Source organism: Rhizomicrobium sp. (assembly GCA_037200385.1).
In the GTDB taxonomy this organism is placed as follows: domain Bacteria; phylum Pseudomonadota; class Alphaproteobacteria; order Micropepsales; family Micropepsaceae; genus Rhizomicrobium.
This window is the reverse complement of record JBBCGL010000001.1, coordinates 3,941,775-3,965,807: the sequence shown is the minus strand read 5'-3', so window position 1 is coordinate 3,965,807 and position 24,033 is coordinate 3,941,775. Positions and strand designations below refer to the sequence as shown.

13 protein-coding genes are annotated in these 24,033 nt (G+C 67.9%); 3 read left to right on the top strand and 10 right to left on the bottom strand.

The window, feature by feature from the left end; genetic code table 11:
* The first annotated feature begins 313 nt into the window (after positions 1-313).
* The 3 genes from WDM91_19085 (at position 314) to WDM91_19075 (ending at position 4,713) form a co-directional block, all read left to right on the top strand.
* Positions 314-1,303, top strand: coding sequence for a helix-turn-helix domain-containing protein (locus WDM91_19085; protein MEI9996711.1), 990 nt, complete (start codon positions 314-316; stop codon positions 1,301-1,303).
* A gap of 113 nt (positions 1,304-1,416) precedes the next feature.
* Entirely contained in the window at positions 1,417-1,647 is a 231-nt protein-coding gene (locus WDM91_19080) for a hypothetical protein (protein ID MEI9996710.1), read from the top strand.
* Positions 1,648-1,758: 111 nt separating this feature from the next.
* Positions 1,759-4,713: a VIT domain-containing protein gene (locus WDM91_19075; protein ID MEI9996709.1), complete on the top strand. Its 2,955-nt coding sequence runs from the start codon at positions 1,759-1,761 to the stop codon at positions 4,711-4,713.
* 107 nt (positions 4,714-4,820) lie between these two features.
* Here WDM91_19075 and WDM91_19070 read toward each other — a convergent pair whose 3' ends face one another.
* From WDM91_19070 to WDM91_19025, 10 genes are all read right to left on the bottom strand, one after another.
* The gene (locus tag WDM91_19070) at positions 4,821-5,513 is read right to left on the bottom strand and encodes a response regulator transcription factor (GenBank protein ID MEI9996708.1); all 693 of its coding nucleotides are present in this window, start codon (positions 5,511-5,513) and stop codon (positions 4,821-4,823) included.
* Positions 5,510-8,209, bottom strand: a complete 2,700-nt coding sequence (locus WDM91_19065; GenBank protein ID MEI9996707.1) for a sensor histidine kinase KdpD — start codon at positions 8,207-8,209, stop codon at positions 5,510-5,512. Before WDM91_19065 ends, WDM91_19070 begins: the two co-directional genes overlap by 4 nt.
* Before the next feature lie 34 nt (positions 8,210-8,243).
* Complete coding sequence (gene kdpC, locus WDM91_19060; GenBank protein MEI9996706.1) at positions 8,244-8,807, bottom strand: potassium-transporting ATPase subunit KdpC; 564 nt, start codon at positions 8,805-8,807, stop codon at positions 8,244-8,246.
* A gap of 11 nt (positions 8,808-8,818) precedes the next feature.
* A complete protein-coding gene (gene kdpB, locus WDM91_19055; GenBank protein MEI9996705.1) occupies positions 8,819-10,936 on the bottom strand; it encodes a potassium-transporting ATPase subunit KdpB in 2,118 nt (705 codons plus the stop codon).
* Positions 10,937-10,944: 8 nt separating this feature from the next.
* Positions 10,945-12,672, bottom strand: a complete 1,728-nt coding sequence (gene kdpA / locus WDM91_19050) for a potassium-transporting ATPase subunit KdpA (protein MEI9996704.1) — start codon at positions 12,670-12,672, stop codon at positions 10,945-10,947.
* Positions 12,672-12,761: a K(+)-transporting ATPase subunit F gene (gene kdpF, locus WDM91_19045; protein MEI9996703.1), complete on the bottom strand. Its 90-nt coding sequence runs from the start codon at positions 12,759-12,761 to the stop codon at positions 12,672-12,674. The genes kdpA and kdpF overlap by 1 nt, the downstream gene beginning before the upstream one ends.
* A gap of 96 nt (positions 12,762-12,857) precedes the next feature.
* Positions 12,858-13,046: a hypothetical protein gene (locus tag WDM91_19040; GenBank protein MEI9996702.1), complete on the bottom strand. Its 189-nt coding sequence runs from the start codon at positions 13,044-13,046 to the stop codon at positions 12,858-12,860.
* Between the two features lie 337 nt (positions 13,047-13,383).
* Positions 13,384-13,548 (bottom strand): hypothetical protein, encoded by a 165-nt coding sequence (locus WDM91_19035; protein ID MEI9996701.1) that lies wholly within the window; start codon positions 13,546-13,548, stop codon positions 13,384-13,386.
* Positions 13,549-13,612: 64 nt separating this feature from the next.
* Complete coding sequence (locus tag WDM91_19030) at positions 13,613-15,487, bottom strand: hypothetical protein (protein ID MEI9996700.1); 1,875 nt, start codon at positions 15,485-15,487, stop codon at positions 13,613-13,615.
* 30 nt (positions 15,488-15,517) lie between these two features.
* Complete coding sequence (locus WDM91_19025) at positions 15,518-24,022, bottom strand: glucoamylase family protein (protein ID MEI9996699.1); 8,505 nt, start codon at positions 24,020-24,022, stop codon at positions 15,518-15,520.
* Between the last annotated feature and the right edge of the window lie 11 nt (positions 24,023-24,033).

The window sequence follows — 24,033 nt, the reverse complement described above, 5'->3', positions numbered from 1 at the left end:
CGTCATTTCTCCCGGCGTCCGCGTTATGTTCGGCGTTTGCAGCCGATTATCCGACGCGGACTTAAAGTTTCCTCGACCCTGTCGGGTCATCACACGACATTAAGAACCGGCAATCTTCGCCGATGCCATGACGGCGAGGCACGCAGCCGCGCTGCGTTCCGACTCCCTCGACATGCGAGCGGACCGTAGGCAGATGATGCGGGCAAAGGCAGGACGGGACTGCGAAATCACCAGCGGATAAATTCGCTCATTGACAGACCGGTCCCGGCGCCCGATGACTGCCGCAACGAACCACGAAGCGTGCACACTCTCGATGCAAGCCGTCCGCCTCGAATATCTGTCGACCTTGATCGGGCGCGATGCGACCGCAAGGCTGATCAGCCGGTCCGGTCTTGCGCCGCGCGGGGTGCTGCCGGGATCGGTCGATCTCCCGACGTTCTGGCGGCTTTGCACCGAAAACATTCAACTCCGCAACGACGAGACGCATGGCGTCGCGGCAGAACCGGTTCCGCGCGGCAGCCTGTCCGTCCTGTTCACGGCGGCCAAGGAGGCGGACACGCTGCTGGAAGCGCTCAAGCGGTTCACGGCGACGGCCCGTCTGATCCGCAAGGAATGCCGGATCACCCTGCGCAGGAGCGGGGAAACGATTCATCTGACGACGGTGCCTCGCGACGGAAACAGCCTGCGTGCCGAAATCTATGTCGAATGTTTCACGGTGGTGACGCATTGTGCGTTGCGCTGGATGACGGGACGACGCCTCGATCCGGTCCTCGTCCGCGGCTCGGCCACGCTGCGGGGCGTCGATGACGCGCTGCTTGCCTCGCTGCATGCGCCGATGGTCCGTCGCGGCGCCGGCGCGACCATCGTCTACAGTCTGGAAGACATGCAGGCGCCGATCCTCGCCCAGAAGTACAAAGCCTGGGGCGACCAGGAATTCGAGAGCTTCCGGGCCATGCTGGAAGAGCATGACGGGCAGGCGCTCGACGGCGCCGCGACCGGATTTTCCGTGCGGCAACATTTGCGCAAGGGGCTGCGCTCGGAAAAAGACGTCTCGGATGCCCTGCACTGGAGCGTGGCGACGCTGCGCCGACGCCTCACCGACGAGGGCATGAGCTTTCGCCGCCTGTCGGCTGAGGTCCGCAGCGCGCAATTGCAGGATCTGCTCGCGACCGAAACGCCGATCGCTGACATCGCCGAGAAGATGGGCTTCTCCGACGACCGCAGCCTTCGCCGCTTCTGCCGGGACAATTTCGGCCGGGCGCCGAGCCAGTACCGCCAGTTGCTGCGCGGCCTCAAAGCCTGAGTTCGGCGCGCCCCTGCAAGGGCGGCGGATTTCGGGAATTGTCCCCTTCGCAATTGTGATTTTTCCGGGATCGGCTCTGCGCTAGCATGGGCGGAACGCATGGGGCCGAGGTCATGCAGAACTACGAATTGCGGCTGCTGGCGACGGACGGTCGGACGATTGCGATGTATGGCTTCGAGGCGGCAGACGACGAGAACGCCATGGCGAGCATCTTCGCCGTCGGCGACGTCGCGTATGACCGATATGAAGTCTGGCGCGGCATGGTGATGATCAACGAAGGTGCGCGGTTCATCTGCGCCAATCGCGTGGATTCGGCGTTCAACATGTCGGGACTGCCGCACTAACCCCCGGCCGGCCACGGGATGGATATGGTTCCGCCCCCAACTCGACACAATGGCGTTCGACGATCCGTCAACGGCGTGGGATTGGCGCACGCCGGGTCTGGGGGAGTTGTCATGGACATTCGCACAAAGATGTTCGCCGCGCTGTTTTTCACGGCCGGTCTGTTCCTCGGTGGGGTGGCGGCCGCAGCGGCGCCGCAAAATCCCGAACTCGTGGCGCATGTCGGCGAAGGCGACGATCCGGCGGCGAAATCCGCCGCGCTGGCGATCGGCAAGCTCGATATCGATGTCGACATCGTCGGCGACACGGCCCACACCACGGTCACCGCGCAGTTCCTCAATGCGAGCCCGCGGGCATTGGAGGGCGATTTCGTCTTCGACATGCCGCCGGGCTCGGTCGTCACCGGCTATGCGCTGGACATCAACGGCGCGATGGTCGACGGCGTGCTGGTCGGCCAGCGGCAGGCCAAGCTGACCTTCGAGTCGCGCGAGCGCCGCGGCATCGATCCGGGCATCGCCGAGGTCACGCGCAGCGGCGCGTTCATGACGCGGGTCTTTCCGATCTTCGAGAACCGGGGCCGCACCGTGCGGCTCGAATTCGTCACGCCGCTGGAGCCGGGCAAGCCCCTGGTGCTGCCGCTGGCGACGCAGCAGGCGGTCGGCGCGGTCTCGATCCATGTGCACAGCGATGCGGCGCACGCGCCTGCGCTGCGCGGTCCCGACGGCATCGCGCTTGCCTGGACGCAAAGCGGATCGGGCTTCGAAGCGCACGGTGCGGCGGCGAACCTCGTTCTTGCCGGCGGACTGACCGTTGGACCGGCGGACGCCCCCGCCCTGCTGCTTGCGCGGCACGGCAGCGGCGCCGCGTTCTTCGAGATCGACGATGTCGCGGCGGCCGCGAGCGATGCGCCGGTGCATCCGGCGCGGTTGCGGCTTTATTGGGACAGTTCGTTGTCGCGGCGCGACGCCGACCTGTCGAAAGAGATCGATCTCGTCGGGCGCTATATCGCCGCCGCGCACCCCGAGATCGTCGACATCGTCTTCTTCTCGTCGGATGCGCCGCATCTGCGCAGCTTCCGCGCCCCCAGCCCCGAGGCCATCGCCGCGGTGCTGAAGACGACGGATTACCAGGGCGGCACCTCGCTGAAGCCGCTGCTCAAGGCCGACTGGCCGGCGGCCGATGCCTGCCTGCTGTTCTCGGACGGCAATGTCACGGTCGATGCCTATCGCGCGGTGCGGCTGCCTTGCGTGCTGTCGACGCTGTCGAGCGCGGCGGACGCCAACCGCGCTCTGCTGACCGCGCTCGCGCACAAATCGGGCGGCGACTATATCGATCTCGGCGTCCAGAGCCCGGACGAGGCGCTGGGCCGCCTGATGCACCGCGCGGCAAGAGCGGTCGAGGTGCGCGGCACGGACGGCCAGGCGATCGACTTCGTATTGCTGCCGGCCGCGGCAGGGCGTTTTCGAGTCGTCGGGCCGCTGCCCGCGTCGGGCGGGATCGTCGTCACCCTGACCGGTGCGGCCGTGAACACGCGCCACTATGACGTCCCGCGCAACGACATCGCAGAGGGCGACACGCTCGGCGCGCTGTGGGCGGCACGGCATATCGACGAGATGAACGGCGCGGACCGGCCGGACCGCGACGCGATGCTGGCCCTGTCGCGGCGCTATTCGATCGCGAGCACCGTCGCCTCCTTCGCGGTGTTCGAGAACCTCTCCGACTATCTGGAAGCCAAAGCCGAGCCGCCCGCCACGCTGGGCAAGGCGGCGCTGGCGCAATACGCGCGGATGAAGGCCCAGGCGGATGCAGACGCGGCCAAGGCGCAAAAGGCGCGGCTGGACGTCGTCCTCAAGATGTGGACGGACGAGAAGCTGTGGTGGCAGCGGGACTTCAAGCCCGTTGCGGTCAAGAAGCCGGGCGGCCGGACCCAGGGCGCGCCGTTCGTGCCGCCGCCGGATGTGAGCATGCCGCCGCCGCCACCGCCGCCTCCGCCGGCGCCGGCACCGGTATCGAACCGCGCCGACAGCAGAGGCGGCAGCGCGGTGGAATCGGTCGTGGTCACCGGCAACAGGGTACCGGCGCCGCGAGGACCGCAGATGAGCGTCACCATCGCGCCATGGAATCCGGACCGCCCTTATATCGCGGCGCTCAACGCCACAGGGCCGGAGACCTATTGGAGCGTCTATCGCGCGCAGGAAAAGCAATATGGCGCGCTGCCGGCGTTCTATCTCGACGCGGCGGAGTTCCTGTTCCGGCATGGGCGCGCGGACGACGCGGTGAAAGTCGCGCTCAACGCGCTCGAACTGCCGTCGGCCGATGCGACGACGATGACCATCCTGGCCGACCGGCTGATGCGCTATGGCGACGAGGATCGGGCGCTGTGGCTCTATGAGCGCCTGCTCTATCTGGAGCCCGACCGGCCGCAGCCGCGGCGCAATCTCGCGCTCGCGCTGGTGACGCGGGCCGAGCAGGGCGGCGCCCTCGCCGAGCCGCCGGCCGCGCGGCGCCGCGACTATGAGCGCGCCCTGGGCCTGCTCAACGAGATCGTGACGCATGACTGGCAGGAGGCGTTCGACGGCATCGAGGTGATCTCGCTGATGGAGGCGAACCGCATCGTCGTCAAGCTGCACAAGCTCGGCGCCAAATCGGTGGCGCTCGATCCGCGCTTCGTCGCGATGCTCGACGAGGACCTGCGCATCATCCTGGAATGGAATACCGACGAGACCGACATGGATCTGTGGGTCGACGAGCCGACCGGCGAACGGGCGATCTACAACCATCCGCGCACCGCGATCGGCGGCCGGCTGTCGAACGACATGACCAACGGCTACGGCCCGGAGCAGTATCTGCTGCATCACGCGCCCAACGGGACCTATACGGTGCGGGTGAACGTCTATGCCGCGGACCGGCTGAACCCGAACGGCGCAACGACGGTGCGGGCGCATATCTTCCGCAATTACGGCCGCGCCGACGAGCGGGAGCAGACGCTGGAGCTCGAGCTCAAGCGCGGCGCAGTGCGCGACGACGCGCATCTGGTCGGCACGGTGAAGGTGACAGGTGGATCGTAAGCCGGCGGCGATCCCGGGTGATCGGCTACATCAAGGTGACCGAAGCGGGCGATTCCGGCACGGGCGACATGACGGGCAAGTGCCTCGATACCCGGTGACGCGGTGCGTCAGTCGGCGGCGCGCAGGCGGTAGCCGACGCCCTGCTCCGTCAGGATATGCGCCGGCCGCTCGGGATCGGCTTCGAGCTTCTGGCGCAGCGAGCGGATATAGATGCGCAGATATTGCACGTCGGTGGCGGCGCCCCAGACTTCCTTGAGCGCGAATTTGTGCGTCAGGACCTTGCCGGCATGGCGCACCAGAAGCGCCAGCAGGTCGTATTCGCGGCGCGACAGCTTCACCTCGTGGCCGCGCACAATGACGATGCGGCGCACGAGGTCGACCGACAGGTCGCCGCTCCGGAAAACCGGCTGGGTGCCTTCGGCCTGCAGGCGGTGGCGCAGCGCGGCACGGATGCGCGCCATCAATTCGTCGGCGCCGAACGGCTTGGTGACGTAGTCGTCGGCGCCGAGATCGAGGGCGCGGACCTTGCCGGCCTCGTCGTCGCGGCTGGAGAGCACGACGATCGGGACGCTCGAGCCCTCGCCGCGCAGGGTTTCGATCACGGAAAAGCCGTCCATGCCCGGCAGGCCGAGATCGAGCACGACGACATCGGTATCGCGGCGCCGCAGGATCGCGAGCGCGGCGGCCCCGTCGCCCGCTTCCTCCACGCGATAGCCCGCCGCCGCGAAGCTGGTTTTCAGCAGGCGGCGGATCGGCGGCTCGTCGTCGACGACCAGGATACGCAGCGGCGCGCCGCTCATGCCGAGACCTCCGTGCTTGGCGCCCCGGGAAGCGCGATGGTGAAGATCGCGCCGCTGCCGCCGTCGCGATTGCCGGCCGTGATCGTGCCGCCCATCGCCTCGACGAAACCGCGCGCGATCGCGAGGCCCAGGCCCGTGCCGGCACGCTGGCTGTCGCCGGCATGGACGCGGTAGAATTTGTCGAAGATGCGTTCGCGTGCATCGCCGGGCAGGCCGGGCCCTTCGTCGGCGACCTGCAACAGGATGCGGCCCTTGTCAGGTCGCGCCGAGATACGCACTGCGGTGCCGGCCGGCGTATACTTCGCGGCGTTGTCGAGAAGGTTGAAGAGAACCTGCTCCAGGAGCACGGAATCGCCCTGCGCGAGCGGCAGCCCCGGTGCGATGTCGAGCGTGACCGCGTGACCGGCGAGGATGGCCGTGCCGCGGCGCAGAGCGCTGCCGACGACATCGCCGATATCGACCGGCTCGCTGCGCGGCTGGATCGCGCCGGATTCCAGCCGCGTCATGTCCAGCAGGTTGGCAATGAAGCGGTTGAGCCGTTCGGCCTCCTCGGCGATGACGCCGATCAATTCGTCCTGGCCCTGCGCATCCAGCGTCGCGCGGTAGCTGCGCAGGCCGGTCGCGGCGCCCAGGATGGAGGCGAGCGGTGTGCGCAGATCGTGGCTGATCGAGGTGAGAAGCGCGTTGCGTAGACGCTCCGTCTCGGCGGCGAGACGGGTCTTGTCGATATCCGAAACCAGATTGATGCGCTCGATGGCGAGCGCCGCCTGGTCGGATAGCGCATCCAGCAGGCGGCGCTGGTCGGGCGAGAGCAGCGGTCCGGCGCGGTCGCTGTCGAGACCGATCACGCCGACGATGCCGCGGCCGGTCTTGATCGGCAGGAAGAGGCGCTTGGCGCCGGGCAGCGTGTCGGCACCGCGGCCCGCGGCCTGGGCATGCTGCCAGCTCCATTTCGCGGCGGCGAGGTCGGCATCGTCGAGCATGTCCTCCGGGGGATAGCCGGCGCGCACCGCGATGCTTTCGCCTTCGGGCAGGAGCAGCACGACGCGCAGCTTCAGCATCTGTGCGATCTGGTGCGCGGTAGCCCAGAGCAGGTCGTCGAGCTGGCTGACGCCGGCGAGCTTTCGGGCGAAGAGATAGAGATCCTCCGTCATCTTGGCGCGCTGCCGCGCGACCAGCGCCTGGGCGCGGACATTGGCCGTCAGGTTGCTCGCGATCACCGCGATGATCGCATAGGCGACGAGCGCGACGACGTTCTCCGGCGCCGCGATGGTGAAGGTATAGAGGGGCGGCAGGAAGAAGAAATTGTAGGCGAGGACGCTGACCAGCGCCGCGAACAACGCCGGCCACAGGCCATAGGCGACGGCGCTCGCGAGAACGGCGGTGAGAAAGACCAGCGCGACGTTGGAGACGCCGAGGAGGCGCTGCAGCGCGAGGCTCAAGCCCAGCGCGGCCACGACCATCGCAAGGCTCCAGCCATAGGCGGCGAGATCGCGCGGCGGCGGCGCAGCCGCATCGCGGGACACCGGCGCATCCTCGGCCGCGCCGGGCTTCGGATCGGGGATGACATGCACGCTGACCTCGCCGCCGCGGCGGATGATCTCATGCGCTGCCGAGCCGCGAAGGAATTCGAGCCAGCGCGAGCGCTGCTGGGTCGAGACCACGATATGGGTGAAATTGTTGGCATGGGCGTAGTCGACGATTCCGTCCGCGACCGACGCGGCGGGCAAGGTGACGGCCTCGCCGCCAAGCCGCTCGGCGAGGCGCAACGCTTCGGCGACGCGGTCGCGCGCGTCCTCGCTGGCCCGCCCGGCGCTCGAGGTCTCGACATGGATCGCGGTCCAGGAGGCGCGCAGCCGGTCGGCGAGGCGGCGGGTGTAGCGGACCAGCGCCGCATTGCCGGGGCGCGCGTCGACGCAGACGAGGATGCGCTCGCTCGCCTCCCAGGGACCCTGGATCGCATGGGCGCGCATATAGTCGACCATCTGCGCATCGACCCGCTGGGCGGTGCGGCGCAACGCCAGTTCGCGCAGGGCGGTGAGGTTGCCGGGCATGAAATAGGCGTGGATCGCGCGCTCGGCCTGTTCGGGGACATAGACCTTGCCCTCCTTCAGACGCTGGATCAGGTCCTCCGGCGTCAGGTCGATCAGCTCGACCTCGTCGGCGCGGTCGAGGATGGAGTCGGGCACGGTCTCGCGCACCCGCACCCCGGTGATGCGCGCGACGACGTCGTTGAGGCTCTCGATGTGCTGGACGTTGAGCGTGGTGTAGACGTCGATGCCGTGGCCGAGGATCTCCTCGACGTCGAGATGGCGCTTGGGATGGCGGCTGCCGGGCGCGTTGGTGTGGGCGAGCTCGTCGACCAGCACCAGCTTCGGCTTGCGCTGCAGGATGGCGTCGAGGTCCATTTCGGCCAGCACATGGCCCTTATAGGGGAGCCGGCGCTTGGGGATCTTCTCGAAGCTCTTGGTCAGCAGGTCGGTCTCGACCCGGCCATGGGTCTCGACCACGCCGATCACCGCGTCTACGCCGTCCAGACGGCGCTGGCGGCCCTGCATCAGCATCTCATAGGTCTTGCCGACGCCCGGCGCCGCGCCGAGGAAGACCTTCAGCCGCCCGCGCCCCTCCTGCCCCGCCTCGCGCAGCAGCGCTTCGGGAGAGGGACGGTTGTCGCGGTCCAGCCGGTCATCGGTCATGCGGCCGCGAGTCTACCCCGTTCATGCCCACACGTCAGCGCAGTGCGTCGAGCGCCATATTGAGCTCGAGGACGTTCACATGCGGCTCGCCGATGAAGCCCAGCAGGCGGCCTTCGATATGGGCTTCGACCAGCCGGTGCACGCGGTCCTCGGAGAGGTGGCGCGCCTTGGCGACGCGCGGGACCTGGAAATAGGCGCCGGCCGGCGTGATGTCGGGGTCGAGGCCGCTGGCCGAGGTCGTGACGAGGTCCGCCGGGACGGGGACGCCGGGATTGTCCTTCTGCAGCGTCGCGGCGTCGGTCTTCACGCGGTCGATCAGCTTCTTGGAGGTCGGGCCGTAGTTCGAGCCGGAAGAGTTCGCGGCGTCATAGCCGTTGCCGGCGGCGGATGGCCGGCCGTGGAAATAGCGCGGGCTGGCGAATTGCTGGCCGATCAGCTCCGAGCCGACGGTCTTGCCGTTCACGACGACGAGGCTGCCATTCGCCTGGTGCGGGAAGAGCGCCTGGGCGAGGCCGGTCATGCCGAGCGGATAAGCGAGCCCGGTGAGCAGCGTGAGCAGGACGAGCAGGAGGATGGCGGGACGGATCTGGCGGAGCATAGCGGTGTCTTTCAGGCAAGACCGGCGGCGGTCACGATGATGTCGATGAGCTTGATCCCGGCGAAGGGCACGAGGATGCCGCCGAGGCCGTAGATCAGCAGGTTGCGGCGCAAGATCTGGGCGGCGCCGACGGGCTTGTACGTCACGCCCCGCAGGGCGAGCGGGATCAGCGCGACGATGATCAGCGCGTTGAAGATGATCGCGGAGAGGATCGCGCTCTGCGGCGAATGGAGCCGCATCACGTTCAGCGCCTGGAGCTGCGGATAGAAGGCGAGGAACATCGCGGGGATGATCGCGAAATACTTCGCGACGTCGTTGGCGATGGAGAAGGTGGTCAGCGCGCCGCGAGTCATCAGCAATTGCTTGCCGATCTCCACCACCTCGATGAGCTTGGTCGGATCGCTGTCGAGGTCGACCATGTTGCCGGCCTCGCGCGCCGCCATGGTGCCGGTGTTCATCGCGACGCCGACATCGGCCTGGGCGAGCGCCGGCGCGTCATTGGTGCCGTCGCCGCACATCGCGACCAGCTTGCCCTTGGCCTGTTCCTCGCGGATCAGCTTGAGCTTGGCTTCCGGCGTCGCCTGGGCGAGGAAATCGTCGACGCCGGACTCGGCGGCAATGGCGGCCGCGGTCAGCGGATTGTCGCCGGTGATCATCACGGTGCGGATGCCCATCTTGCGCAGCGCCGCGAAGCGCTCGCGGATGCCGCCCTTCACGATGTCCTTCAGGTGGACGACGCCGAGCAGCTTGCCGTCGCGGGCGACGGCGAGCGGCGTGCCGCCGGACTTGCCGATGCGCTCGGCGAAGGTCATGAGCTGCTGGGCCGCCTCCGCGCCGACCGCCTGCACCGCGGCGGCGACCGCGCCGTCGCGGGTCGCAGCGGCCGGGATGCCGGCCTGGGCGCGGACATGATCGAGCACCGCGTCGACCGCGCCCTTGCGGATCACGGAGCCGTCGATGTCGATGCCGCTGATGCGGGTCTGGGCGGTAAAGGGCACGAAGGTCGCGGAAAGGCCGGCCATCTCGCGGCCGCGCAGGCCGTATTTCTCCTTGGCGAGCACGACGATCGAGCGGCCTTCCGGCGTCTCGTCCGAGAGCGAGGAGAGCTGCGCCGCATCGGCGAGATCGCGCTCGCCGACGCCGGCGAGCGGCAGGAACTCGGTCGCCTGGCGGTTGCCGAGCGTGATGGTGCCGGTCTTGTCGAGCAGCAAGGTGTCGACGTCGCCGGCGGCCTCGACCGCGCGGCCCGACATGGCGAGCACGTTGAAGCGCACCAGGCGGTCCATGCCCGCGATGCCGATGGCGGAGAGCAGCGCCCCGATCGTGGTCGGGATCAAGGTCACGAACAGCGCGACCAGGACCAGGATGGAGATCGTGCCGCCGGCATAGGCGGTGAAGCTCGGGATCGTGGCGACGGCGAAGACGAAGATCAGCGTCATGCCGGCGAGCAGGATGTTGAGCGCGATCTCGTTCGGCGTCTTCTGGCGCTCGGCGCCTTCGACCAGCGCGATCATGCGGTCGATGAAGGTCGAGCCCTGGGCGGCGGTGATGCGGACCTTGATCTGGTCGGAGATCACCAGCGTGCCGCCGGTCACCGCCGAGCGGTCGCCGCCGCTTTCGCGGATCACCGGCGCGGATTCGCCGGTGATGGCGGCCTCGTTGACCGAAGCGACGCCTTCGATCACGTCGCCGTCGGAGGGGATGAGATCGCCGGCCTCGACCAGCACGATATCGCCCTGCTTGAGCTGGGTCGCGGGGATGAGGCTCCATTTGCCCGCCTTGTCGAGCAGCTTGGCGGCGGCTTCGGTCTTGGTCTTGCGCAGCGACGCAGCCTGCGCCTTGCCGCGGCCTTCGGCCACCGCCTCTGCGAAGTTCGCGAAGATCACGGTGAACCAGAGCCACAGATTGATCTGGAAGGCGAAGCCCAGATGCGGCGCGCCGACGGCGAGGTCGCGGAAGAACAGCACGGTGGTGAGGGTGGCGACGATCTCGACCACGAACATCACCGGATTGGCGATCATGTGGCGGGGATCGAGCTTCTTCACCGAATCCCAGATCGCGGGAAACAGGATGGCCGGATCCGTCAGCGTGGCGGCGGACGAGCGGGTGCGGGATTTTGCGATGTCCATGGTCAATCTCAGAACAGGTTGCCGGCGTTCATCGCGAGATGCTCGACGATGGGGCCGAGGGCGAGCGCCGGGAAGAAGGTGAGGCCGCCGACGATCAAGACGACGCCGATGACGAGGCCGACGAACAGCGGGCCGTCGGTCGGGAAGGTGCCCTCCGAGGGCGGAACGATCTTCTTGGCGGCGAGCGAGCCGGCCGCGGCGAGCATCGGCACGATCATCAGGAAGCGCCCGATCAGCATCGCGAAGCCCAATGTCGTGTTGTAGAACAGCGTGTTGGCGGTGAGGCCGGCGAAGGCGCTGCCATTGTTCGCAGTGGCGGAGGTGTAGGCGTAGAGAATCTCGCTGAAGCCGTGCGGGCCGGAATTGAGCGGCCCCGCAAGCCCGTCCTTGAGCACGACCGCGAGCGCCGTGAAGCCCAGCATCGCGAGCGGCAGGACGAGGATGGCCAGCATCGCCATCTTCACTTCCTTGGATTCGATCTTCTTGCCGAGATATTCCGGGGTACGCCCGACCATCAGGCCGGCGACGAACACCGCCACGATGGCGAAGAGCAGCATGCCGTAAAGGCCGGAGCCGACGCCGCCGAAGATGATCTCGCCCAGCATCATGTTGATCAGCGGGATCATGCCGGCGAGCGGCATCAGGCTGTCATGCATGGCGTTGACCGCGCCGCAGGAGGCGTCGGTGGTGATGGTCGCGAAGAGCGCCGAGTTGGCGATGCCGAAGCGGACCTCCTTGCCCTCCATGTTGCCGCCGGCCTGCAGCGCGCTCGCGGCCTGGTCGACATGCAGCGCCGCGAAGGCGGGATTGCCCGGCGCTTCGGCGGCATAGGTCACGACCACACCGGTGAAGAACAGCGCGAACATCACTGCGAAGATCGCCCAGCCCTGGCGCTGGTTGCCGACCATGCGGCCGAACATGTTGGTGAGCGCGGCGCCGAGCGAGAAGATCAGCACGATCTGGATCAGGTTGGTCAGCGCGTTCGGGTTCTCATAGGGATGCGCGGAGTTGGCGTTGAAGAAGCCGCCGCCATTGGTGCCGAACATCTTGATGACTTCCTGGGACGCGACCGGGCCCTGGGCGATGGTCTGCTTGACGCCCTCCAGCGTCGTCGCATCGACATAGGCATTGAGATTCTGCGGCATGCCCTGCCAGACGAAGACCAGGCCGACGACGATCGAGACGGGCAGCAGGATGTAGAGCGTGCAGCGGGTCACATCGACCCAGAAATTTCCCAGGCTCTTGGCCGAGCGGCGGGCGAAGCCGCGCACGAACGCGACGGCCAGTGCGATGCCGGCGGCGGCGGAGACGAAGTTGTGCATCGTCAGTCCGGCCATCTGGGTCAGGTAGCTCATCGTCGTCTCCGGCACATAGGACTGCCAGTTGGTGTTGGAGACGAAGCTCACCGAGGTGTTGAAGGCGAGATCGGGGCCGACGGCGGCGAGATGCTGCGGATTGTAGGGCAACACGTCCTGCAGGCGCTGCAGCGCATAGAGGAAGACGAAGCCGACGATGCTGAAGATCAGCATCGCGACGCCATAGATGACCCAATGCTGCTCCTCGCGCTCGTCGATGCCGCTGATCGCGTAGAGGACCCGCTCGACCGGGCGCAGCACGGGCGACAGGAAGGTGCGCTCGCCATTGAAGACGCGCGTCATATAGGCGCCGAGCGGCTTGGTGATCGCGATCAGGATCGCGCAATAGAACGCGATCTGGATCCAGCCATTGAGGGTCATCAGAATTTCTCCGGCCGGATCAGGGCGTAGACGAGGTAACCGAGGATGAAGAGCGTCACCGCGCCGGCGAGGGCATAGTCGAAGATCATGGCGGGCTCAGAGCTTGTCGCAGGCGACCGCATAGGCGATCGACGCGAGGAAAAAGAGGACGCAAGAGGCGACGAAGATGGTGTCCATCATGGGCGTCAGGCTCCAAACGCCGCAGAGAACAGCGCCGCGAGCGCGAGCGGAACGGCGAAGACGAGGCCCATCTCGAAAAAGACCCGTCCGGCATCATTGCCGGACGAGGCCGCGCGGGGCGGCAGCGCGACATCCGTCTCGCCGGCGAACCAAGCCCAGCGTTCGGAATCGGAAAGGCTGCGGAGGAAGTGCATGTCTGCTCCAGACCGTGAATGTCAGGACGCAGAGATAGGGTTGGGAGCCGTATAAAATCGAGGCGCCGGGGGCAGGCGCTTATATAGCAATTCCATATAAACCGCGCTCTCAGGCGGCCGGGACTAGCCCGTCGGGCCGCACGGGCGTCGCTTTTCGAGGCGGCGGAACGCCGGTCGCGTGCGAGTCATCGGCTGCAACTACACGCCGCCGTTCAGGCAGACGCCGGCCGATGGTCTTGCGCCGGCGCGGCGATATCTTGAGTCACGGCGAAGGTCCCTGGCGGTCCGGAACCGACGGTAGGAACGCGCAGAGCCGAACAATCGCTGCGATCGGGCGTCAGAAAACGAGCCGCGCCACGACGAAGCCGAAGGCCGCAGCCAGCGCCAGGGCGGTCAGGGGACGCGCGGCGATGAATTCGTCCAGACTCTCGGCTTCGCGCTCGAAACCGTCGGCACTGTCGATGAAGTGGTCGCGGTCGTCGTCGTCCGGGGTGGTGGACATGGCGCTCTCCAGGTGTGTGGGGCGGTAACGGCCGGCCGGCAAAGCAGTTGCCTGACGAGGCAGCTCAACCGCCGACCACCGGCTCCAGGGGCCGCTCGCGATGGGTTCGCAGCCAGCGCTCGTTCTCGGCCAGGGCCTTCTTGCCGAGTTCCAGCAGGATCTCGTCGCGGCGGGCGAGCCCGGTCCGCGGATCGAGGATCGTGTCGCGGGCCCGCTTGAAGAATTCGAGGGCTTCCTCATAGCCGCGCAACTCTGCCTCCCAGGACAACTTCTCGGCGGCATAGCGGGCGGCGCCGACCGTGGCGGCCAAGGCGATCGCGAAGGTGGCCGCGAGGTCCTCTGCCAGAGTCGGATCGCCCCGCGACGCATCGAACGCGCCGAGCGCGATGACGACGCCGGTGACGAGGCCCGCGACCACTTGCCAATGCGTGTCGCCATGCCCTTCGACATGACGCTTGCGCGTGAGGACGAAGAACAGGCCGAGAAGGACGAAAGCGGCCACGCCGAGCCCGAGCGGGATGCCCGGCGGGAGATGGCGGTCGTACCAATCGGCCAATCCGCCCAGCGGCCGGGGCGCGGGGAACTGATGCAAGGCGACGACGGCGACGGCGCCCAGGCTGCCGGCGAAGGCGGACCAGCCGCTGGTCTCCAGCGCGACCAGGCGGGCGCGGCGCCGTGCGATGCGATCGGTGTAGTAATCGACCTGGCTGGCGATCCACACGCCATGGCCGCCGCCCGAGCCGGGACTGGTCGAAAGGATGCGCGCCGCGCTGATCGCGGCACGCACCGCCTCGCGCACCAGGGTGAGCGGGCCGCGGACGCCTTCGAGATAGAAGCGGTCGGCACGGGCGGTCGCGAGGCCGGCATCCCACCAGGCCTGCTGCACGCGCAACACCTCGGCGACGGCGCGATATTCCTCCGCGATCGGCTGCCAGTTGTTCAGCCGCGCCACCCAATAGACCGCAAGGGCGGCCGTGCCGAAAGCGACGTAGAGCACGACGAACCAGTGCAGCAGCGGAATGCCGCCCCGGGCCGAGAACAGCTCGAAACACAGCACCGCGACCGCCGAGAGCAGTGCAAGCGCCCACACCGAACGGCGCAAGCGGCGGTTCGCAGCGCCTTGCAGCTCGGACAGGCCGCGCTGCTGGCATTCGAGGATGGTCCGCGCGTCCTGCGCGCCGAAGCGCGGTGCCGCCGGCGTCCTGCCCAGCGCCCGTTCGGCCGCGATCGTCCGGCGGTTGAACTCCTCGATCTGGCCGGCGAGCGGCAGGCTGCGGTCGGTGCCGGACTCGCGGCCGGCCATGTTGCTGCGGACCTGGACGGGGGCTTGCGGCGCGCCCAGATCGACCACCCAGACCGTGCCGGCCGGAACGACATCGAGCGGACAGGGCTCGTCGACCACGCTGCTGCGCGCCGCGACGGTCGCCGCGTCTTCGTCGAAATGGCCGCGGAGCTTATAGGCCACGATGCGCGCGGTGCCGCCGAGACGGCCAGGCGTCTCGTCTGCCGCCATGACCGCGATCAGCAAGGTGCAGCAATCGGCGATATATTGTCCGACCTGTTCGTAATGCGCCGCGCGGCTGGTGTCCTCCGCCAGCGCCGGCAACGCGAAGCTCGCGACGCCGGGACGCGCGAGAAACGCGTCGAACCACGCCTGGCCGGCGGCGTCGAAATCCTCGGCATAGGCCGCTCGCGGCAGGGGCAAGGGGGCGACGACCTGCCAGCCGGGCCGGCCGGCCGCCTCCTCGGCCGCGAGACGGTCGGCGCCTTCGGCCAGCGCGCTCAGCATGATCCGGGGCGAGTGGGGATAGGCGGCATCGAGCCGGTCGAGCACGGCGGCGAGCGCCGAACGCACCGCAGCGTCCCGGCCCCGCAGGTCGCGCTTGCCGGTGATCCCGATGACGAGCGGGATGAGGGAGGGGGGCTGTTCGGCGGCCATCATCGCAACGACAATAGCGTGCCTGCAGCCTCAGCCCAAGACGACCTGCACCAGATGCTCGATCCCGTCATCGGCCAGAGCGATGCGGTTGCCGGGAAGGATTTTCCCGTCGAGTTTCAGGGAGAGGACGGAGCGGCAGACGCCCAGCGGGTTCTCGACCGCGATCCTGTAGGTCGCGCCGCCATGGCGATAGACGATCTCGAAGCCCGGCCACGCCCGCGGAATGCAGGGATCGATGAGCAGTTCATTGCCCTCCTTGCGGAAGCCGAGCAGGTGCTCGAGCGTCACGCGATAGAGCCAAGAGGCCGAGCCGGTATACCAGGTCCAGCCGCCGCGTCCGACATGGGGCGGCATGGAATAGACATCGGCGGCCACGACATAGGGCTCCACCTTGTAGCGGTGCATGGCGGCCGGGTCGCTCGAATGGTGGATCGGATTGAGCATGGCGAGCAGTTCATAGGCGCGGTCGCCATTGCCGAGCAGAGCATAGGCGAGCGCGGCCCAGACCGCGCCATGGGTGTACTGGCCGCCATTCTCGCGGATGCCGACGGGATAGCCCTTGATATAGCCCGGATCGTGCGACGGATGGTCGAAAGGCGGCGCGAAGAGCAGCGACAGCTTCTGGTCGCGCTGCACGAGATATTTGTCGACCGCCGCCATCGCGCGCGCGGCACGTGCGGGATCGGCGGCGCCGGAAATCACCGACCAGGACTGCGCGATGGAGTCGATGCGGCACTCCGTGTTCTCGACCGAGCCCAGCGGCGTGCCGTCGTCGAAGAAGGCCCGGCGATACCAGTCGCCGTCCCAGGCTTCGTCTTCGAGCGCCTCGCGCAGCCGGCCGGCGTGCTGCATCCACGTCTCGCCATGCGCGCCGTCGCCGCGCCGCCGCGCGACCGGGGTGAAATCGATCAGTGCACGATAGAGGAACCAGCCCAGCCAGACGCTCTCGCCCTTGCCGCCGGCGCCGACATTGTCCATCCCGTCGTTCCAGTCGCCGGTGCCCATCAGGGGCAGGCCATGCGCGCCGAGGGCCAGCGCGCCGTCGAGCGCGAGGACGATATGCTCGTAGAGGCTGGCGGTCCGCTCGGACACCGCCGGCTGGAAGAACGAGTCGTGCTGGTCCGGGCTGAGGATCGGTCCTTCGAGGAACGGCACCTGCTCGTCGAGCACGCCGTCATCGCCGGTGGTGCAAACATAGTGCGCGGCGACATGCGCGAGCCAGATGCGATCGTCGGCGATGCGGGTGCGGATGCCGCGGCCGGTCTCGGGCAGCCACCAATGCTGGACGTCGCCTTCGGGAAATTGCCGCGCCGCGGCGCGCAGCAGATGCTCGCGCGCGATATCCGGACGGCTGACGCAAAGCGCCATGACGTCCTGCAACTGGTCGCGGAAGCCATAGGCGCCGCTCGCCTGGTAGAAGCCGGCGCGCGCCCAGATGCGGCAGCCGAGCGTCTGATAGAGCAGCCAGCGATTCATCAGGATGTCGAGGGCGCGGTCGGGCGTCTTGACCTGCACGGCGCCGAGGATGTCGTCCCACTGGCCGGTCGCGGCGGCGAACACCGCGTCGAGATCGGCGGCGCGGTATTTCTTCACCAGCGCTTCGGCGTCCGACTTCGACGCGGTCTGCCCGAGGAAGATCACGACCTCCGCCGTGCCGATGGGATTGAGGCGCACCCGCGTCTGCACTGCGCCGCAAGGATCCATGCCGGCGCCGCAGCGGTTCGACAACACGGCGCCGTGCAGCAGGCCGACGGGACGGTCCCGCGCGCCGTCGCGTCCGATGAACTCGGTGCGGTCGCCGGTCCATGCGGTCTGCTTGCCGGCGAGGTCGAGGAAGGCGACGCGCTCGCCGAGCTCGTTGTTCCAGCGGTTTTGAGCGAACATCGCGCCGGTGCCGGAATTGATCTCGGTCGCGATGACGGTGCGGCCCTGGCGCTGGGCCGATCCCAGGACCCATTCGACATAGGCCGTGACGGACAGCCGGCGCTCGCGGCCGGACAGGTTGGTGAGCTTGAGGCGCGCGATCTTGATGCCGTCGTCGACGGCGACGAACTGGGTGAGCTCGGCGCCGATCCCGTGCGCCGCATGCTCGAAGCGGCTGTACCCCTGGCCGTGGGCGACGCTGTAACGCGTATTCCGCTCGCGGATCGGCGCGGAGGCGGGCGTCCAGAGCTGGCCGGTATCCTCGTCGCGCAGGTAGAGGATTTCGCCCGGCGCATCGCCGACCGGATCGTTGGCCCAGGGCGTGATCTGGTTCTGCTGGCTGTTGACGCTCCAGGTATAGCCGCCGCCGCCGGTCGAGGTCTGGAAGCCGAGCTCGCGATTGGCGATGACGTTGATCCAGGGCGCCGGCGTGCGGTCGCCGTCATCGAGGATGGTGAGATACTCGCGGCCCTGCTTCGCGAAGCCGCCGAGGCCATTGAAGTATTCGGTCTCCGGACGCGGCAGCGGGACTTCGGGCGCGGCCAGCGGAAGCGGCCGGCGCACCGGCGGGGCCGGCTGCGAGCGGTTGTCGCGGGCGCGGTTGACCTGGTCGGCGAGCGATCCGTTCTGGCCGCGCAGCACGGCGCGGGCCACGCTCAGCAACAGCTCGTTGGCTTCGGCCGGAATGAGATCGCTGCGCAGGACGAAAACCCCGCCCTTCACGTCGGGATGCGAGATGCGCGGCATGGACTGGTTCATCCGCACCAGCGAGTCGATCGCGTTCTGGAAATCCTGGATGTAGGACGAAGCCCGCTCGTTGAGGATCACGAGGTCGACGGCGAGCTGCTTGGAGCGCCAATATTCGTGCGCCCGCAAGAGCTGGCGGACGAGGAGCAGATCGTCGTCTTCCGCGATGCGGACCAGCACGATGGGATAGTCGCCGGAGATGCCGTGGGCCCACAGGGTCGAGGCCTTGCGCACGCCGCGCTTCAGGCTCTCCGGCGGTGGCCGCAGCGTGTTGTCGGAGTACAAGACATGGTTGGCGAGACGCTGGTAGAGATGGGCTTCGCCGGTCTTGAGGCCGAGATGCTGGAGCTGAACCTGGGCCTGCGTCCACGCAAGCGTCCGGACGCGGTCGAAGGCGCCTTCATCGTGATATTTCTCGGCGAGCTCGAGGACGTCCTCGCGGCTCTCCGCCACCATGGTCCAGAACGCGACCGTCACCGTCGCGCCGCGCGGCACGCGCACGCGGCGGCGCAGCGAGAAGATCGGATCGAGCACCGGACCCGCGGTGTTCGATAGCGGCCAGCCTTCGGCGATCGCCTCGGGGTTGCGGATGACCTGGCCGCGGCCGAGGAAGCGGGATCGGTCGGTCTCGAATTGCGGCTCGCTGGTGACGGCGCCCTCGACCACGGCGAGATGCGCGGCCCAGACGAGCGGATCGGCGTCGGAGCGGCGGCGGCGCGTGGCGAGGATCACGCCGGGATGCGGCACGAACTCGGTCTGCACGAACATCTTGGCGAAGGTCGGATGGGCCTGGTCGTCGGCCTGGCGGGCGAGCGCGAGCTCGGCATAGGAGGTCAGCTCGATATCGCGGGCGCGCGGTCCGTGATTGGTGATGCAGACGCGGCGCACCTCGGCGTTGTCCTCGGGCGACACGATGACTTCCAGAAGGGTCGAAAGCCCGTCGTCGCGGCGCACGATCTCGGCGCGATCCTCCGAGAAGCTCGCCGTATACTGATCGGGCGTCGCGGCCGTCGGCTGATAGCCGGCGGACCAGACCTCGCCGCTCTGCACGTCGCGCAGGAAGCAATAGCTGCCCCAATTGTCGCAAGTGGGGTCCTCACGCCAGCGCGTCACCGCGATATCGCGCCAGCGCGTATAGCCCGAGCCCGCGGCCGTCAGCATCACGCAGAAATCGCCGTTCGACATCAGGTGCGTGCGCGGCAGCCGGCTATAGGGCGAAACATAGCGGCGCTCGACATCCGGCACGATGGTCCCGATCTCGATGGTCTCGGCGACATGGTCCGGCGGCGGCCGCGCCACCACGACATCGCGCGGCATGCGTTCCTGCAGCAGCAATTCGGCGGCGCGGACGATCGGCTCGGCATGGAAGCGCGAGCGCATCTGGCCGTCATGCAGCGCATTGGCGATCGCGATGAGGCTCATCGCCTGGTGATGCGCCATGTAGCAGCGCACGACAACGACCTTGACTCCCTCGGGCAGACGGGAGCGCGTGTAGTCCAGGGCCTCGTACCACCCATAGGTACCGCGGCCGCCGGCATCGGCGAGGCGCTCGAGATTGCGGGCGGCATGGGCCGGATCGACCATCGCGGCGAGCGCGGTGGCATAGGGCGCGATGACCGTGTTCTCGGCGAGGCCGCGCTTGTAGCCGAGATCGGGAACGCCGAAGCTCGAATATTGATAGGTACGTTCGATGTCGCGGGCGCTGAAGGCGGATTCGGAGATTCCCCAGGGCACGCCCAACTCGTCGCCATAGGCGCGCTGGCGCCGCACGACGAGGCGATTGGTCTCCGCCAGCAGGCTGCCGGACGGCGCGCGCATCACCAGCGATGGCATCAGATATTCGAACATCGATCCCGACCAGGAGATCAGGGCTGAGCCGCCCGGCAGCGGCGTCAGGGTACGGCCGAGGCGGAACCAGTGACGGGCGGGCACGTCGCCTTTGGCGATGGCGATGAAGCTCGCGAGACGCGCCTCCGACGCGAGCATGTCGTAATAATTGGCGTCCAGCGCCCCTTCACCGGCCCGGTAGCCGATCGAGAAGAGCTGGCGGCTGGAATCGAGCAGGAAGCCGAATTCCATTGCGTCGAACATCTCGGTGGCCTGCTCGGCGAGCTTGGTCAGCCGATGGCGCAGCCGCACCGCGTCGGGCGCTTCGGCATCGAGCGCCTGTACGTCGCGCTTGTGCGAATGCACCGTGTTGCGCAGGGCGCCCGCCCAGATGACGGCTTCGGGCCCGACATCCTCTGCCAGCGCGAGGACACGTTCGGCCTTGATCTCCAATTGCGTGAGAAGCTCGGAAAGACCAGCCTCCTCGTTGCCCAGCAGCCCCACGAATTCATCGAGCGTGCTGGCGAAAGACGAATAGGACGGAGCACGGCCGCCGCCTTTCGCGATCTCGCGCAACAGGGCGACCGCATCCTCCAGCCCGTGACGCCAATGCAGCGCGAGCGGCTGCAGGCAGAATTCGCGGCTCGCGTGCGCGAGCGCGATCAGATGGCCCGCAAGATTTCCGCTGTCGACCGAGGATATGTAGCGCGGTTCGAGCGGACGCAGATCGCGCGTATCATACCAGTTGAAGAAATGGCCGCGCTGACGCTCGAGCTTCTCAAGTGTCGCGAACGTATGCTCCAGCCGCTCGACCGCTTCGGTCGAGCCGATCCAGCCGAAATCGCGCGCCGCGATCACCGACAGCAGGTAGAGACCGATGTTGGTGGGCGAGGTCCGGTGCGCCACGACCGGCTCGGGATCCTCCTGGAAATTGTCCGGCGGCAGGAAATTGTCGTCTTGCGTCACGAAGGTCTCGAAGAACCGCCATGTGCGCCGGGCGACGAGACGAAGGGCGTGATCGTCGGCGGGGCTGACCTCCAGCTCGGTCTCGGAACTGGGCGGCAGGCTGGCCCAGTGGGCGATCAGCGGGGACAGCAGCCACAGCGCGCCGAACGGCACGGCGAGCGGCCAACCGCCCCGCCCGGCATAATAAAGGACAGCGCCGGCGGCGGCGAGAAAGACGACGCTGGCGACGATCTGGGTGAAGAGCGCGCGATTGTCGAAGCCGTGCTCGTCGGTGGTCTGCGCCGTCGTCACCCATTGCAGGAGGTTTCGGCGCCGCACGAACAGACGCCAGATCGTGCGGCCGATGGCGTCCACCATCAACCAGGCCTGGTGCGCGAGGAAGGTCAGCGAGAACGCGCTCTGCACGATGCCGAGCTGGACATCGCGGGCGATGCCGCGCCAATGGCTGCGGACGGAAATGCCGACCCGGCGGGGCAGCAGGCCGGCAAGCGCGGGAACCAGCGTGGGCAGCACCAGGAGGAGCAATACGAACGCGGTCCACGCGACCGCAGCCGGCCAGTTGAGCATCCAGCCGAGCAGCAAGGTGAGCAGCGTCGCGGGCGCGGAGAGCGAGCGGCGCAGGTTGTCGATCAGCTTCCAGCGGCCGGTCAGCGGGATCGACGTGCGCCGCCGCGAGGCGCGCGGACCGTTGGCGAATATCCACGGCAGAAGCTGCCAGTCGCCGCGCACCCAGCGATGCTGGCGCGAGGCGGCGACGTCGTAGCGCGAGGGGAATTCCTCGACGACCTCGATGTCCGAGACCAGGCCGGCGCGGGCGAAGATGCCCTCGAGCAGGTCGTGACTGAGCACGGTCTCGACCGGAAAGCGCTGCTCCAGCGCCGCCTCGAAGGCATCGACGTCGTAGATGCCCTTGCCGAAGTAAGACCCCTCTTCATACAGGTCCTGATAGATGTCGGAGACCACGATGGCATAGGGATCCAGGCCGTTGGGGCCGGAGAAGACGCGCTGGAACAGCGAGCCGCCGTCCTGCAGCGGCAAGGACGGCGTCACGCGCGGCTGGAGGATCGCATGGCCGCGCACGACACGGCCAAGGCGCGCGTCGAAGCGAGGCCGCATCAGCGGATGCGCGATCTTGCCGACCAAGCGGCGCGCCGCCCCGATCGGCAGCCTTGTGTCGGCGTCCAGCGTGATCACATAGCGCACATCGGCGGGGATGGTGGGCGCCTTGCCGCCTGCGGGAATGAACGTCGTGTCGGTGGCGCCGCGCAACAAGCGGTTCAGCTCATGCAGCTTGCCGCGCTTGCGCTCCCAACCGAGCCATCTGCCTTCGCCCTCCGTCCAGACCCGGCGGCGATGCAGGAGAAGAAACCGGTCGCCGCCACGGGGGCGGGGATATTTCGCGTTGAGCTGCGCGATCGCCTGTGCCGCCGCATCGAGCAGGGCGTCGTCGCCTTCGGCATGTTCGGTGGGCGCGTCCTTCCAGTCCGAAAGCAGCGCGAAGCCGAAATTCTCGTCGAGGTTGGCGAGATAGTGGACTTCCAGCTGTTCGACCTGCCCTTCGATCGCGCTCGCCGAGGTCAGAAGCGTGGGCACCGCGATCAGGGTGCGGAGTTCGGCGGGAACCCCGTCGCGCAGCTCCAGACCCGGAAGCTGCATCGCACCCACGCGATGGGTGATCACCCGGTTGACGATGGCGATCGCGAGATCGGATGCCGGGACGATCGCGGTGACCGCCAGCACGGCCAGCAACAGACCCGCGATGCCGTAGGACGCAACCGCGACCAGCCCTGCGCAGACAAGCAGCGCGGTGAGCAGGGCGAGCATCGCCACATAGCTGAGGACACCGGCTGCGGAGAAACGGCGATAAAGGCCGGTCTTGGGATGGACCCGGCAACCGAGGTCGGTCTCGAACGCCCGGCGGCCCTCCGCGATCAGATAAAAGCCCGGATCGCATTCGCGGCGTGTGACGCGCTCCGCCGCAGGCACGCTCTTGCCGGCGCGCACGGCAGCAGCGGCGGCCCGTTCGGCAACCTCGGCCTCGTCGCGCCCCGATTCATGCGCCAGGGTTTCGATGGCGCGCCGGTAGAGATCGCGGGTGGCGAAATCCATCGCCGCGAAATTGGTGTTTTGACGCAGCGCGGCGTCGACCAGGCTGACGCTTTCGAAGAATTCGGGCCAGTTGATCGCCGAGATCAGCCGCATTGCCGTGATGATGTTGCGGACCGTCACGTTCATCGCGCTCTGGCGCTGGACCTCCTGGCGGACGATCTCATCGGCCGTCGTCCCTTCCGCGGCGAGCCGGTCGTTGAGCCAGCGCAAAGCCGGCGTGACGTCGGGATCGCGGTCCCGCATGCGCTGCGCGAGCTGGACGGCGAAAGGGCCGGACCATTTCTTGCGCTGCAGATCGGCCAGGACCGTGGCGATCGGCTCCTTCACGTCCTCGCCGAACATCCGCTCGGCCAGCGCTTCGGCGTCCTCGCTCGCGGACAGGCGGGTGAGCAGACCTTCGGCGACCCGGCGCAGATTCTCCACCAGCGTGATGCGCAGCGTGATGGCGATAGCCCAGAGCTCGCCGATGGTGAGCGGCTGGACGCGCTGATAGGCCTCGACGAAGCGGGTGAGCTTGGCGACGTCGAGCGCGCTGTCGGTATGGGCGATCAAGGCCCAAGCGATGCCGAAGACGCGCGGATAGCCTTGAAGATGGCCTTCGATGAGCTTGGGTAGCTTGCGGTAGAAGCCGGGCGGCAGGTCGTCCTTGATCTCGCGAATCTGCTCGTCGACGATGTGGTAATTGTCGAGCAGCCATTCGGCGGCCGGCGGCACCGAACGGCGGTCCCGTGTTGCCTTGACGATGGCGCGATAAGCTTCGGCGATGACGCGCGCATTGTCGTCCAGCCGCGTGACGAGCGGCTTGCCGCGTTCGATGTCGGGAGAAACGCGCTGCGCCGCCGCCAGGCTAGCGGCGTGCTGCTCCAGCCGTTCGACGCTGAACAGCTCTGCCCGGATGGGGCCTTCGGCCGGCTCCTGCGCCCGACGCCAGGACGCGCGGCTGCCGATTTCGGAATAATTCATGGCGTGACGCC

Excerpts from the sequence above, each read along its gene's own strand:
- WDM91_19030 (MEI9996700.1), bottom strand. The coding sequence starts at position 15,487 with ATGGCCGCCGAACAGCCCCCCTCCCTCATCCCGCTCGTCATCGGGATC.
- WDM91_19035 (MEI9996701.1), bottom strand. The coding sequence starts at position 13,548 with ATGTCCACCACCCCGGACGACGACGACCGCGACCACTTCATCGACAGT.
- WDM91_19070 (MEI9996708.1), bottom strand. The coding sequence starts at position 5,513 with ATGAGCGGCGCGCCGCTGCGTATCCTGGTCGTCGACGACGAGCCGCCG.
- WDM91_19025 (MEI9996699.1), bottom strand. The coding sequence starts at position 24,022 with ATGAATTATTCCGAAATCGGCAGCCGCGCGTCCTGGCGTCGGGCGCAG.
- kdpF (MEI9996703.1), bottom strand. The coding sequence starts at position 12,761 with ATGATCTTCGACTATGCCCTCGCCGGCGCGGTGACGCTCTTCATCCTC.
- kdpA (MEI9996704.1), bottom strand. The coding sequence starts at position 12,672 with ATGACCCTCAATGGCTGGATCCAGATCGCGTTCTATTGCGCGATCCTG.
- kdpB (MEI9996705.1), bottom strand. The coding sequence starts at position 10,936 with ATGGACATCGCAAAATCCCGCACCCGCTCGTCCGCCGCCACGCTGACG.
- WDM91_19040 (MEI9996702.1), bottom strand. The coding sequence starts at position 13,046 with ATGCACTTCCTCCGCAGCCTTTCCGATTCCGAACGCTGGGCTTGGTTC.
- WDM91_19075 (MEI9996709.1), top strand. The coding sequence starts at position 1,759 with ATGGACATTCGCACAAAGATGTTCGCCGCGCTGTTTTTCACGGCCGGT.
- WDM91_19065 (MEI9996707.1), bottom strand. The coding sequence starts at position 8,209 with ATGACCGATGACCGGCTGGACCGCGACAACCGTCCCTCTCCCGAAGCG.
- kdpC (MEI9996706.1), bottom strand. The coding sequence starts at position 8,807 with ATGCTCCGCCAGATCCGTCCCGCCATCCTCCTGCTCGTCCTGCTCACG.
- WDM91_19085 (MEI9996711.1), top strand. The coding sequence starts at position 314 with ATGCAAGCCGTCCGCCTCGAATATCTGTCGACCTTGATCGGGCGCGAT.
- WDM91_19080 (MEI9996710.1), top strand. The coding sequence starts at position 1,417 with ATGCAGAACTACGAATTGCGGCTGCTGGCGACGGACGGTCGGACGATT.